This window comes from Streptomyces smaragdinus (genome assembly GCF_009604385.1).
GTDB lineage: Bacteria > Actinomycetota > Actinomycetes > Streptomycetales > Streptomycetaceae > Streptomyces > Streptomyces smaragdinus.
Map to the genome: position 1 here is coordinate 1 of NZ_WEGJ01000005.1, position 12818 is coordinate 12818.

Below are 12818 nucleotides of genomic sequence, written 5' to 3' on the forward strand. Positions count from 1 at the left end.
CCGCGTCCTTCTCCTGCTGCTGCATCAACTCGGCTCCCGTGCGTACGATGTCCGAACTGTTGTGGGAGCCACGTGCCTTGCCCATGATGATCCTTCCCGGCACCAGTCACTCTGATGCCAACCGGTCATACCGGGCATACACAAACCACGCGACAGGCCCTCCCCTGGCGACGTGGCGCGATTCGTCACTTCTGGTGATGTGCTTGCGGAGGCCGGGACGCGACAACGGAGTTCCCGGTAGGACAGAAGATCGACCAAGATCCGACTGTCCGTGAGGAACTCCGTTGGATACTCAGTGTGCCATCGTCCGCATGCCGTCTGCCATCGCCAAGGTCAGCCGGCCCCCGTCGAACAGGCTGGTGGCGCCCTTGGACCGCCGCTTTGGCGAACGCATCCGCCTCGGCGTGTTGACCGAGGAGATCAGCCCTGAACTGATCGACGAGGTAGTGGAGTTGACCGGATGCGGCGAGCGTCGCCGCCGGTTGATGCCGGCTCGGGCAGTGGTCTACTTCGTCCTGGCGTTGTGCCTGTTCAGCAGCGCCGACAGTGCCGGACCGCCGGGATACCGATCGGTCCTACGCACCTTGACGGAGAAGCTGCGGCATCTGCCGGGCCTGTGCGTGCAGCGGCTGCCCACCAGTTCGGCCCTGACACGGGCCCGACAGCGACTGGGCGACAAACCGCTGCAGGCCTTGTTCGAGCGGCGGTGCGGCACGCTGGCCACACCCCTCACTCCAGGTACGTTCGCCTTCGGGCTGAGGCTGGTCGCCTGGGACGGCACCGCGCTGGATGTCCCCGACACCCCGGCAAACGCAGCCGAGTTCGGTTTCACGGGCAAGGATAGTGTCAACCAGAGCGGACACCCGCAGGTCCGCCTGATGGCATTGACGGAGTGCGGCACCCATGCCCTGGTCGATGCGGCCTTCGACGCTGTGGCGAAGTTCAGCGAGCACAAGCTCGCCCGTCGGCTGCTGGCCTCCCTGCGACCGGACATGCTGCTGCTGGCCGACCGCAACTTCGCCGGACACCAGCTGTGGGGCCTGGCCCGCGCCACCGGCGCCCACCTGGCCTGGCGGATCAAGAAGAACCTGGTCTTCGTGCCGCTGCGGGTGCTGTCCGACGGGTCCTACCTCTCCATCATGCGCACGCCCGCCGAGAACATTCGCCACGGTCAGGCCCGCGCGGCCGGACGCACCCTGGCCGAGCCGCCCCAGGGACACCTGGTGCGGATCATCGAGTACACCGTGACCGTCCGCCCGCAGGCCGGCCCGCCCCGCACCGAGACGTTCCGGCTGGTCACCAGCCTGCTTGACCACCGCCTCGCCCCGGCCCACCAGCTGGCAACGGCATATCACCAGCGGTGGGAGATCGAAAACGGATTCGCGGAACTGAAGAACCGCCTGCGCGGCGCCGGATTCATCCTGCGTTCCAAGGCGCCCGAACTGGTCTGCCAGGAGATCTACGCCCTTCTCACCGTCTACCAGGCACTGTGCGCACTGCAGACACGCACGGCAGAACACGGCGGGACCGATCCCGACCGGATTTCCTTCACCGTCACCGTGCAGGTCGCCCGGCTGGCCGTCGCTGCCCAGGCCGCGGCAGACGCCATCACACTGGCCGCCGCCCACCGCGAGATCACCACAGAGCTCTTGGCCGCCCTCCTCCCGCCCCGCCGCAACCGGCAGTGCCAACGCATCAAGAAGCCGTCCAAGAACACCTTCGAGGTCAGAAAGCGAGACCAGCCCCGCACTCCCAGTAACGTCCGCTACACACTCAAAGTCACCAAGCACCCCACCTGACCTGCACCGACGCACTAACTCACCGGCATTGCTGGTCAGGGGCACTTTCTGCCTACGCTATCACCAGTCGGACAGCCCGCCGCGTGAAAGCGCGAGGCTAAGATCTGAGCCGCAGCCCCCACCGCCACTGAGCCCGGTGTTACGGGTTGAGCGGGATGATTGCGCAAATGGTCAGTGCGCCCGTGCTGAGCTGTGGATTCTCTGGTTCCAATGGTCTGGGCTCCCTGCCGGGGGCACTCCGGATCAAGGCCCTGACCAGCAGAAATGCCGGTCGGGGTCTTTCTTGTGCATGCCAAAACAGCAACGGCTCACGTTGTCGTGTGCAGTTAGCTGTCAGCAGGGCGTTGAGCTGGGCTTTTCTCGGCCGACGGCGGTGGGTGCGGGGGTGAGTTGTCCCGGGAGTCTCTGTGTTGGGGGACGTTGTGGGACATGCGCGGGATCAACGCGGTGGTGCGTACCCGGGTGGTGTGGTCATGTGGCCTCTGAGCTGGTCTTTTCCTGCTTCGGCGTGGTGTGGGGCGACGGCCTGTGCAGCCGTTTCACTTTCTTGCGGTGGCCGAAGGTGGGGCGGTCCGTGGCTTTCCGGTCAGGCGGTGTCGGGTGCCGGGTTCCAGGTGGCCAGCAGGGTGGCGGCGGGGGCAGCCCAGTCGGTGGGGTCGGCCAGGAGGTCGATCGTGGTCATGGGGGTGGCCGGGGTGAGGAGTTGCGTCGCGATGCCGTGCGGGACCCAGAGGGCGGCGGTGGCGCGGTCCCAGTCGACGGCCGTCTGGTAGACGGCGATGACTGCCAGGTGCCAGGGGGTGAGTGGATCGCGTGCCTCGACGTCGTACACGGAGTCGCTGCGTGGCGGGATCTGGACGGCGATCAGCCGCCAGGGGCGGTGTGCCGATTCCTCGACGGCACGGTCTCGGGACTGCCGGGTCCATGATTCGGTGAGTCTGTTCAGACAGGCTTCGGCTGCGGCGCGGCCGTTGCGGCGGCGGCCGAGGGCCCGGTGGAGCTCCTCCTGGGCGTCCAGGGCCGCGTCGGTCGGCACGGCGGCGCTCCAGCGGGCGCCTTCGCGCCACGCCTCCCAGAGTCGGTGCAGTACCTGCGGGGCGTCCTGCCCGAAGACCTGCAGGCCGGTGTCGGGGGCGGGCTCGGGTTCGGGGAGTGCGGTGACGGCGGCTGCCTCGGCGAGGGCGCGAGGCTGGTAGAAGCGGGCCAGAAGGCGGCGTTGCTGTTCGCAGAGTTCGGCCTGGGCGGCCAGAGCGGGGGCGGCCCAGGTGCGCAGCCATGGGCAGGCGGCGAGTGCGGCGCCGGCAGTGCTGAGCCGGTGCTGGGTGGCCCGCCAGGCGTGCCGCAGATGGTGCCGGCAGGTTCTGGCTGTCTCGTGACGGCTCCCGGCGTCGGTGCCTTCCTCGTGGTCCGGGAAGTCTCCTGATGCCAGGATGCGTGCGGACTCGGCGACCTCAGCCTCCTGCGGCAGCTGTCTGGTGGGGTCGTTGTTGTCGGGGTGGAGGGCCGCGATGGCGTCCAGGGCGCGGAGGAAGTCCGGCCAGGGGTGGTTGCGGGGGAGGGGCCAGCGGCAGTGGTCGTGCGGGCACAGCCGGGTCAGGGTCTCCCCGTTCAGTGTGATTGTGACGGCGCGTACCTGGGTCGCTTTGCGCAGGTAGGGGCAGTCCTCGGTGGCGTGGAGGGCGGCGGTCTCGGACCGCTCAGGGACGGGGTGAGTCCGAGGGGGAGGCCGACGGTCTTGATGGGCGGCATGTGGTCACCGGGTGGGCTCCACCAGAGCGCGGCCGAGGGTGGGCGACGGGGACCCGCCGGCCCAGAACGTCCCCGTACAGTGGTGCGGTCGGCGGGACCTCGTCGGTGCGGTGGGTTCGGGAATTCCCGATCGCCTCCACCTCTTACGTGGCCCCGGCCGAAGGTTGCTTGTGCAGCTGTCCGACGTGCCCTCCGCGAGTTTCGAAGCCGAGTTAGGCGGGCGGCCACCGCCGTGTGGCGGTGTCGCCGATCTTGGTGCGGGCAGGGCGTGGTTACCCGTAGTTCTTGGCGAATTCGACGAGGCTGGTGAAGCTTTCGCGGGTGAGGGTCAGGTGGGGGCCGTTGGGGTCTTTGCTGTCGCGGATCAGGTAGTCGCCTGTGGCGCGGGCGTGGTCCGGGGCCCACTCGATGCAGTTGCCGCCTTCGCCGCCGCTGTACGTGCTCTTGACCCAACGCTGCAGTCGGGGGGTGTGCGTGCTGGTCATCTGGCGTACTCCTCCGCGATGTCTCGAAACAGGGCCAAGGATTCCTCGGGGTCGCGAGCGGATGCCCGCATGCGTTCGTACGTTGTGCGCGCGTCGGCAACCGCTGCGGCGGAGTCCGTGACGTGTCCTTGTCCCCTGCTCTCCGAGTACAGGACTGTAGCCCCGTCGGCGGGGGTCAGCAGGATGAATGGCAGGGACGATGCCGGGGCGCCCGCGCTGAAGCGCAGCACTTGTAGCGTGATGTGGGGGTTTCCTGCCTCCGAAGCAAGGTGTCGGAGTTGATCGGCCATGACGGCTCGGTTGCCCACCTCGGTTCGGAGTGCCGATTCGTGCAGGATGACCCACAGGAGCGGAGGGTCATCGTGCTCGAGGACTCCGCGACGGGCAAGCCGGGCTTCAACCCTGGCCTTGATCTGGTCGTCTGTCTCGCGGGGGTGCGTGGCCCGGAATGTGGCTTCGGCGTAGGCCGAAGTCTGCAACATGCCCATGATCAGGGCATTGGAGTAGTCCTCGATCTGGCTGGATTGCTTCTCCAGGTTGATGTACGGCACGAACCAGCCCGGGTGTCCGCGTTCGCTCACCCTGACCAGCAACCGCGTGAAGTAGCCCGACGTGTTGAAGAAGCGGTCGCAGCCCTTGGCGAAGTGCATGGACGGGAGGGCCTTGCCGGTCTTGGCCTTGGAGACGTACGGCTCCTTGTAGCCGGTGAACTCGGCCAGTTCTCGTTGCTTGGCGCCCTTGTGTTCGAGGGCGGCCTCCAGCTCGCGGCCGAACCATTCGAGGCCGTTCGCCGGCTCGGGTGAAGGTTCGTTCATGCGTGCAATTCGCCTGCTTTCCAGGGGTGTTGGAAATGGATTTCCCCTGGTGAGGGTATGCCGACGCCGCCATTCTGTGAGAGGAAAGTCACACAGAGTGGTGAGATGGGTGAACGGCAGTGTATGGAGCAGCGGCGGGTTTGGAGACGGTGGTCGGGGGTCGGGCGCGGGATGCCGAGTGGGTGCGGGACGAACTGCGGGAGGCGCTTGAAGGGGTGGGGGTTCGGTTGCCCTCCCTGGGGGTGGATGTTGTTTCGTATGCCGGGGCCGGGCCGCTCGTGCTGATCGAGTTGGGGCGCTGCAACATGGCTACGGCCCTGGTGTTGGCCTCCGTGCTTCGGTCCGGTTCCTGTGAGCGGCGGGGGGATGGCGTCGAGCGCGTCGAGCGGCAGAGTTTTGCGCTGGAGGCCGGGGCTGTTGGGGCCGCGCGGGGTTTTCTGCGGGGGGTGCTGAGGGCCTGGGGTGTGGGGGAGCGGGTGGACGACATGGTGCTGTGTCTGTCTGAGCTGGCGGCGAACGCCGTGTTGCACGCGGGCGGGGGTGGGGATGGGTTCGGTGTTGAGGTCTCGTACGGGCAGGGGTGTGTGCGGATCGCCGTCTCCGACGGGTGTCCGGTCGTGCCGGTGGATCGGTGTCCCTCGGTGGACGAGGGCAGTGGGCGTGGGCTGATGCTCGTGCGGGCGCTGGCCGATCGGCAGGGGACCTCGGTGGGCTTTCTCGGTAAGGCCGTGTGGGCTTCGTTCGATGTGGTGGTTTCTGGGGCCGACAGTGCCGACCGGACTGCTGCGGCAGGTGGAATTGCTCGGTGAGTCCGGCGTGGCCGGACGGTCACCCCGCCGCCTGCAGTGTTGTCTCCAACGGCGTTGCCGGGCGGCCCATCAGGTCGGCGAGAGTCGGGTCGACGACGTCGAACTCGCCGTGGCGGGCGGCGTGGAACATGCCCAGCAGCATCCTTGCCTGGTCGTCCGGGACGCCGTGCTTGATCAGGCCGGCGACCCACTCCTCGTCCTCGGTGAGGACTCGGCGGATCGTGCGCCCGGACGAGTGGCTGAGCAGTGCCGCGACGTCGGCGAGATCGAGTGCGGCCGGTCCGGTCAGAGGGGCGGTCGCGCCGGTGAGCTCCGGCTCGTCGAGCAGGATGCGGACCGCTGCCAGGGCCAGGTCGTCGTGGCTCGTCCAGGAGAACGGGCCGTCCGCCGGCGCTGTCAGCTCACCGGTCTGCAGGGCCGGTCCCAGCAGGCGCGGCACCGTGCCGGCGTAGAAGCCGTTGCGCAGGGCGACGAAGTCGACCGGCGACTCGGCCAGTAGCTGTTCCGTTGCCGCGTGGTCGGGCATCGGGGCGAAGAGGGAGGCCGGGGCGGCGGCCTGATGGCTTGTGTAGACGATTCGGCGTACTCCCGCCTCGGCTGCGGCGTGGATCGCGTGTGTGTGCTGGGCGATCGCCTCGGGTCCAGTGGTCCCGGCCGAGATCAGCAGTACCTGGTCGGCCCCGGTGAAGGCGGTGGTGAGGGCGTCGGGCCGGGTGTAGTCGCCGTGGCGGACCTGAATGCCGCGGTCGGCGAGGTCCTTCGCTCGTTCCGGTGTGCGCGCGCTCGCGGCGAATCGGTCGGTCGGGAGGCGGTCGAGAAGCTGCTGGACGATCCGGGATCCGAGCTGCCCGGTGGCGCCGGTGACGACGATCATCTGGACTCCTTGGTATCGATGGAAACATTTTGATGTTAGCGCTGGAATATCGCCGATATCAAGAGTCTGCTAACGTTGGAACCATGGTTGCCGCATCCGAACGTTCCCGAACCGCCGTGGTCGAGGCCGCGTCGCGGCTCCTGCGTGAGCAGGGTGTCGCCGCGGTCACCACCCGCGCGGTGGCACAGGAGGCCGGAGTCCAGCCGCCCGCGATCTACCGCTGGTTCGGGGACAAGGACGGTCTGCTCGACGGCGTCGCCGAGTACGAGATGGCGGCGTACGTGGCGACCAAGGCGCAGGCCCCGGCCGTCACGGATCCGATCGCGGGCCTCCGCGCCGGGTGGGAGGCGCACGTGGGTTTCGCGCTGGCCAATCCGGCGCTGTTCGCGCTCTTCAGCGATCCCGACCGGGCGCGTACGTCACCGGCGATGGACGCCGGGCGCGAGGTCCTCGGTGAGCGCGTCCGCCGGGTGGCGGAGCAGGGGCGGCTCGCGGTGAGCGAGCGTCGTGCGGTCGAGATGATCCAGGCCGCCGGCAGCGGTGCGGTGCTCACCCTGCTCGCGCTTGACCCGGCCGACCGCGATCCCCGCCTCGCCGACGCGATGTACGACGCGGTCGCCCGCGCGATCCTGACCGACGCGCCGACGCTGCCGGCTGATACGCCGGTGGGTGCCGCGGTCACTTTTCGCGCGCTCATACCCGAGCTCGACGCGTTGAGCGACGCCGAACGAGCGCTGATGCTCGAATGGCTTGAGCGCGCCATCGCCGCCGGCGACTGAGCGTCGGCTCTCAGGCTCTCCCGGCCGATCGCCCCGTGCCGTTCGGCCACAGGCGGGGTCTGCGCTTCGCCGCCAGGTCCTCCACCCAGCCCGTTGCCAGGATTGTCAGGCCGAGCAGGGGCCAGACCAGGGCGAACATCCAGACGTTCGACGTGATGTCCAGGGCGTGCGAGGCGCGGTCGCTCTGCATGAACGGGAGGTCGTAGCCGAAGTCGATGAGCGGCACCGTCGCCAGGAGCAGCAGGTTGTGCCAGAGGTAGATCGTCATCGCGCGGTTGTTGGAGAGGGTTACCAGCGGGTCCCACTTCGCCAGGCGGGGTGGGAGTTCGCGCCAGGACGGGGCGTAGTGGAGCAGGATGACCACGAAGCCGAAGGACCAGGTCGCCTGGGCCAGGGGGATGCCGTTCAGGTCCCAGCCGTCCGGGCCCAGGTGGCCCGAGGCCCACCAGAGGCCGAACGCCATCACCAGGGATGCGGTGGAGATCGCCACGTAGCGCGGGATCTCGTGGAGCAGGCCGTCGTGGTGGGCGAAGCCCAGGATCCAGCAGGCGCCGTACACCGCGAAGTCGGTGAGGGCGTCACCCGTTTCGCCGGGGATCGTCACCAGGCCCGTGCCGATGACCGCCGTCAGGGCGAGCGGGGCCAGCAGCGTCGGCCAGGGAGCCCGGCGGAATGCCCACAACAAAACCGGGGAGGCCAGGACGAACCAGAGGTACGCGCGGAGGTACCACAGGGGGCCCACCGCGTCGTCCGCCCAGGACGCGTCCAGCCAGTCCACCGGGGAGCCGGCTTCCAGGGGGTAGGTCGGGGCGCCGATCGGGATGAGGTAGTTCAGCAGCTTGACCAGGGCCCAGGTGCCGCCCTCGTCCGGGTCCTTCGACGGGTTCCAGCCATTCGTCAGCAGCAGCGTCAGCGCCACCGCCCCGAACGCCCACAGCGGGGGCAGCAGGCGGCGGATGCGGCCGCGGATCACGCCCGGCGCCGGGCGCTTCAGGGAGCGCGCCATCAGTGAGCCGGCCAGGGCGAACATCACGCCCATGGAGGGGAAGACCACCGTCACCCAGGCCCAGCCGAAGGCGTGGTAGACCACGACCCGGACCAGGGCGATCGAGCGCAGCAGGTCCAGGTACCGGTCACGCCCCGGCTTCGCGCGAGGGGGAGAGGCAGCGGGCGCGGGGACAGCCGGAGGCGGTGTCGCCGGCTGCCACGTCCCGGCGTACGGCCGCACCCCGTACGGGTCCACCGGCGCCCCGTAGGGCTCCGTACCCCCCGAATGTCTCCCGCTCATCCCACCGGCCTCCGATCATCGCTGTGCCGCCCCCGCTGCTGCGGCACCGTGCCGGCCGGTGCCCCCACCACACCCGTCCGCCGCAGCTTCTGCCAGCGCAGCCGGCCGCCGGTCAGGGCCGTGATCCAGGACTGGAGCAGCACGACGTACATCAGCTGGCGGTACAGGACCTGCTGCAGCGGCAGCGAGACCAGATGCCTCATCCGCTCGCGGTCCAGCCGGAACGCGAACGCCGCGCAGACCAGTTGGACGGCCAGGACGCCCAGCCAGGCCAGGATCGTCTTCCCGGTGTCGCCGAAGATGATCCCGTAGATCAGGAAGACGTCGATCAGCGGCGCCAGCAGCGGCGCCACGATCATGAACAGGGAGACGAACGGCAGCCCCACCCGGCCGAAGCGTCCCGAGGGGCCCTTGTCGATCACGGCGTGGCGGTGCTTCCAGATCGCCTGCATCGTGCCGTACGACCAGCGGTAACGCTGCGACCACAGCTGCTGGACGCTTTCCGGGGCCTCGGTCCAGGCGCGGGCGTTCTCCGCGTAGACCACGCGCCAGCCCGCCCGGTGCAGGGCCATGGTGACGTCGGTGTCCTCGGCGAGCGTGTCGTCGCTCATGCCGCCGATCGGCTCGAGCGCGGAGCGGCGGAACGCGCCGACCGCGCCCGGGATCGTCGGCATGCAGCCGAGGATGTCGTACATCCGGCGGTCCAGGTTGAAGCCCATCACGTACTCGATGTGCTGCCAGGCGCCGATGAGGCTGTCCTTGTTGCCGACCTTCGCGTTGCCCGCCACGGCGCCGACCTTCGGGTCGGCGAAGGGCTGGACGAGCTCGCGGACGGTGGACGGTTCGAAGACGGTGTCGCCGTCCATCATCACGACGATCTCGTGCCGGGCGTTCGCCAGGCCCCGGTTGAGCGCGGCCGGTTTGCCGCCGTTGAGCTGGCGGATCACCCGTACGTTCGGCAGGCCCATCGCCTGGACGATGCCGGCGGTGCCGTCGGTGGAGCCGTCGTCGATGACGAGGACCTCGATCGGGTGGTCGCTCTCCATCAGGGAACGGACGGTGTTCTCGATGCACTTGGCCTCGTTGTACGCGGGGACCAGCACCGTCACCGGTTCGGTGACCGGCGGGCCCCAGCTGAAGCCCTTGCGGCGGACGCGGCGGGAGTGGGCGCCGGCGAGGACGAGCATCATCACGAAACGGGCGATGACCAGGGAGCCGACGATCGCGAGGCCGACCGCCAGGATGCCGGTGATCCATTCCGAGGCCTGGACCACGAACACCCAGCCCCGGCCCACCCACAGGTCCGTACCGGTGACCTCGGTGAGCGCGCTGGGGGAGTCGAGGGCCTCGGTGAGGTTCCGGAATTCGTAGCCGTCCGCCTGCAGGCCGGGCAGGAAGCGTTCGAGGGCCGCGACGGTCTGGCTGCGGTCGCCGCCGGAGTCGTGCATCAGGACGATGGCGCCCTTGCCGCCCTTGGGCGTGGCGCGGCGGATGATCTCGTCGACGCCGGGGCGCTTCCAGTCCTCGCTGTCGGTGTTGTTGAGGACGGTGAGGTAGCCCTGGCGGCCGATGTACTCGGCGACCGGCCAGGTCGCGTTGTCCATGGCGTCGGCGAAGGAGGAGTACGGGGGGCGGAAGAGCGAGGTGCGGACGCCGGCCGCGCCGCTGATCGCCAGCTGGTTCTGGGACAGCTCCCAGTTGATGCGCTGATCGGTCTGCAGGGCCAGGTCGGGGTGGCCGAAGGTGTGCAGACCGATCTCGTGGCCCTCGTCGACCATGCGTTTCACGAGGCCGGGGTGGCGGGAGGCCATGGTGCCGGTGACAAAGAAGACCGCGTGGGCGTCGTACTTCTTCAGTACGTCGAGCACCTTCGGCGTCCAGGTGGGGTCCGGGCCGTCGTCGAAGGTGAGGACGAGCCGGTGGTCGGGGACGCTCATGCTGTGCAGCTCGTCGCCGCGGGCGTCGATCACCGGCCCGCCCTCGAGTATCTCCGCCGGCACCCGGTCGGTGGCGGTGGGCGGCTGGACCCGGTGGTCGGCGAGTATCTCGCTGTGTACGTAGCCCCGCAGCAGCAGCATCACGATCATGGCGGCCAGGACCAGCGAGGGCAGGACGAAACGCAGCGGCAGCATGGTGCCGCGCGGGCGGCGCCGGCGGCCTCGGGAGGCGCCGGGGCGGGGGATCGGTGAGCTCACAGGGTGTTGTTCTCTGGGGTGTCGGTGGCCCCGGGCCACAGGAAGCCGAGTCCGTCGACGACGGCGTTGCCGGCGGGGGAGGGCGGTGTCGTGGGGGTGGTGCTCGCGGGCGGGTCCGGTTCGTCCGTGGGGTCGGGGTCGTTCCCGGGTGTGGTCGGCGCCGCGCTCGGGGAGGTGGCCGGGTGCGACTGGCCGCCGCCGGAGGGGGTGGTGGGCTTCGGGGAGGTGCTCTGCCGCGGGAGCCCGGTGGGGCCGGGGTCGTCGCCCTGTGCGTTCGGCGGCGGGGTGGAGGGGGTCGCCGAGGCGGAGGGGTCGGCGGAGGGGCTCGCGGAGCCGGTGGGGGAGGCGTCGGGGGAGGGGGAGAGGTCGGCGTCCTCGGCCGGGGACTCCTGGGCCTGTTCCTGTTCCACGAGGGGGAGCAGGGGGGCGGTGGAGTTCCCCGACACCATCGTGGTCACGAGGACCACGGCGTAGACGGCGCAGGCGGCGCAGACGACGATGCCGAGGAGCCGGAAGCGGCGGCTGCGGCGGCCGGAGGAGTCCACGAAGACGGGACCGTCCTGCTGGGACGGCGCGTCGGGGGACGCGGTGTCCGGGCGGTCGGGGCGGCCGAGGAGCCGGCCGTTGATGGACACGGCCTCGAGCTGGATGGTGACGTCGTCGAGGAGGCGGGGGGAGTCCTTGGGTGCGGTGTCGGGATCCGGCCGTATGTCGACGGGCTCGGGGGCGTCGGATTCGTCCCCCGCCGCCTGCTGACCGGATGGGCTGTCGCCGAACCAGCTGTCCACTCGGACGCGCACCTCCCCATGGACCTCGGATCGGGCGCGAATACGATCCAGAGTCGGTCACGATGTGTGGCGAGGGCGAACACCCAGGGTCATCGGTCGCCGTTGTCGCCGCATCCGGTGGCCGCGAGAGGCAACACACCGGTGCGTCGGCATCGTATCCCTTTCGCCGATGCGATTTACATACAGATCTGGCGGGCGATACCGAAGCGTGTCGGGCGCGGAGTGCCGTACCCCGCAGGGGTGATCCGGTTCCGGTGCCGTGGTTCGCGGCTACTGTGAGCGCCGTGAAACGTTCCGGTTGCCTGCTTCTCGCGCTCGTCCCCGTCCTCGTGACCGCGGGGGCGTACCTCTTCGTGCCCGCGGACTCCGGCGGCGTGGGAGCGGCCCGGTCGGCCGCCTCCGCGGACCGGGGGTCGCGCGAGGAGGCGAAGAGCGCGGCCGAGGGCTCCGAGGACGACGAGGTGATCGACGGGCTGCCGGCCGGGCTCGCCGCGTCCGCCAAGAAGGAGCTGGCGCAGCAGATCGTGGCGAGTGCCGTGAACTCCACCACGGACTGGCGCGGTACGTACGGCTCGATCCGGGACACCGGCGACGGACGCGGCTATACGGCGGGCATCCTCGGCTACTGCACCGGCACCCACGACCTGCTCGAGCTCGTCGAGGGATACACCGAGGAGTACCCCGGCAACGGACTGGCCGAGTACCTCCCCGCCCTGCGCGAGGTGGACGGTACGGACTCCCACGAGGGCCTGGACCCCGGCTTCCCGGAAGCCTGGCGGACCGAGGCGAAGTCGGAGGACTTCCGCGCGGCGCAGGAGGCGGAGCGCGACCGCGTCTACTTCGACCCCGCGGTCCGGCTGGCCAAGCTCGACGGCCTCGGCGCCCTGGGGCAGCTCGCCTACTACGACGCGATGGTCCTGCACGGTCCGGGCACCGAGGCCAACGGCTTCTACGAGCTCCGCGAACGCGCCCTGGACAAGGCCGACACCCCCGCGGACGGCGGCTCCGAGGAGGAGTACCTGAACGCCTTCCTGGACGTGCACCGCGCGGCCATCGAGGCCACCAGGGGCGGCGACGACATCGGCCGCGTCGACACGACCCTGCGGCGGTTCCTGCGCGACGGCAACCTCGGGCTGAGCACCCCGCTGCGGTGGGAGGTCGACGGGGAGACGTTCACGGCGTCCTGACGTGCGAATCCGGCGGAATCCGCGGTGTCGTTGACCTGGATTTTGCCGAA

The 12818-nt window shown here is 69.7% G+C and carries 12 protein-coding genes; 5 read left to right on the top strand and 7 right to left on the bottom strand.

Annotated features, from left to right (window positions below):
• Window positions 1-311: 311 nt before the first annotated feature.
• Window positions 312-1799, top strand: coding sequence for an IS4 family transposase (locus SRB5_RS10455; RefSeq protein ID WP_228389949.1), 1488 nt, complete (start codon window positions 312-314; stop codon window positions 1797-1799).
• Between the two features lie 586 nt (window positions 1800-2385).
• On the opposite strand, the gene SRB5_RS10460 is transcribed toward SRB5_RS10455, so the two are convergent.
• Window positions 2386-2835 carry a hypothetical protein gene (locus tag SRB5_RS10460; protein WP_153451293.1) on the bottom strand — a complete coding sequence of 150 codons (450 nt, stop codon included), beginning with the start codon at window positions 2833-2835 and terminating at the stop codon, window positions 2386-2388.
• A 45-nt stretch (window positions 2836-2880) separates the two neighbouring features.
• On the opposite strand from SRB5_RS10460, the gene SRB5_RS10465 reads away from it, so the two are divergent.
• On the top strand, window positions 2881-3222 hold the full coding sequence (locus SRB5_RS10465) for a hypothetical protein (protein ID WP_153451295.1): 342 nt from the start codon (window positions 2881-2883) through the stop codon (window positions 3220-3222).
• 598 nt (window positions 3223-3820) lie between these two features.
• On the opposite strand, the gene SRB5_RS10470 is transcribed toward SRB5_RS10465, so the two are convergent.
• Entirely contained in the window at window positions 3821-4033 is a 213-nt protein-coding gene (locus SRB5_RS10470) for a DUF397 domain-containing protein (protein WP_153451296.1), read from the bottom strand.
• The gene (locus tag SRB5_RS10475; protein ID WP_153451298.1) at window positions 4030-4848 is read right to left on the bottom strand and encodes a helix-turn-helix domain-containing protein; all 819 of its coding nucleotides are present in this window, start codon (window positions 4846-4848) and stop codon (window positions 4030-4032) included. Before SRB5_RS10475 ends, SRB5_RS10470 begins: the two co-directional genes overlap by 4 nt.
• Window positions 4849-5030: 182 nt before the next feature.
• On the opposite strand from SRB5_RS10475, the gene SRB5_RS35855 reads away from it, so the two are divergent.
• Complete coding sequence (locus SRB5_RS35855) at window positions 5031-5657, top strand: ATP-binding protein (RefSeq protein WP_194292893.1); 627 nt, start codon at window positions 5031-5033, stop codon at window positions 5655-5657.
• 19 nt (window positions 5658-5676) lie between these two features.
• Here SRB5_RS35855 and SRB5_RS10485 read toward each other — a convergent pair whose 3' ends face one another.
• Window positions 5677-6531, bottom strand: coding sequence for an SDR family oxidoreductase (locus SRB5_RS10485; protein WP_153451299.1), 855 nt, complete (start codon window positions 6529-6531; stop codon window positions 5677-5679).
• Window positions 6532-6614: 83 nt separating this feature from the next.
• On the opposite strand from SRB5_RS10485, the gene SRB5_RS10490 reads away from it, so the two are divergent.
• On the top strand, window positions 6615-7310 hold the full coding sequence (locus tag SRB5_RS10490) for a TetR/AcrR family transcriptional regulator (RefSeq protein ID WP_153451301.1): 696 nt from the start codon (window positions 6615-6617) through the stop codon (window positions 7308-7310).
• A 10-nt stretch (window positions 7311-7320) separates the two neighbouring features.
• On the opposite strand, the gene SRB5_RS10495 is transcribed toward SRB5_RS10490, so the two are convergent.
• Genes SRB5_RS10495 through SRB5_RS10505 form a run of 3 tightly spaced genes read right to left on the bottom strand, consistent with a single transcriptional unit; the run spans window position 7321 to window position 11581 of the window.
• Entirely contained in the window at window positions 7321-8598 is a 1278-nt protein-coding gene (locus SRB5_RS10495) for an acyltransferase family protein (RefSeq protein ID WP_153451302.1), read from the bottom strand.
• A complete protein-coding gene (locus tag SRB5_RS10500) occupies window positions 8595-10793 on the bottom strand; it encodes a glycosyltransferase (protein WP_407703898.1) in 2199 nt (732 codons plus the stop codon). Before SRB5_RS10500 ends, SRB5_RS10495 begins: the two co-directional genes overlap by 4 nt.
• On the bottom strand, window positions 10790-11581 hold the full coding sequence (locus SRB5_RS10505) for a hypothetical protein (RefSeq protein WP_153451304.1): 792 nt from the start codon (window positions 11579-11581) through the stop codon (window positions 10790-10792). Before SRB5_RS10505 ends, SRB5_RS10500 begins: the two co-directional genes overlap by 4 nt.
• 284 nt (window positions 11582-11865) lie before the next feature.
• On the opposite strand from SRB5_RS10505, the gene SRB5_RS10510 reads away from it, so the two are divergent.
• Window positions 11866-12768 carry a chitosanase gene (locus SRB5_RS10510; RefSeq protein ID WP_323377670.1) on the top strand — a complete coding sequence of 301 codons (903 nt, stop codon included), beginning with the start codon at window positions 11866-11868 and terminating at the stop codon, window positions 12766-12768.
• The last annotated feature ends 50 nt before the right edge of the window (window positions 12769-12818 follow it).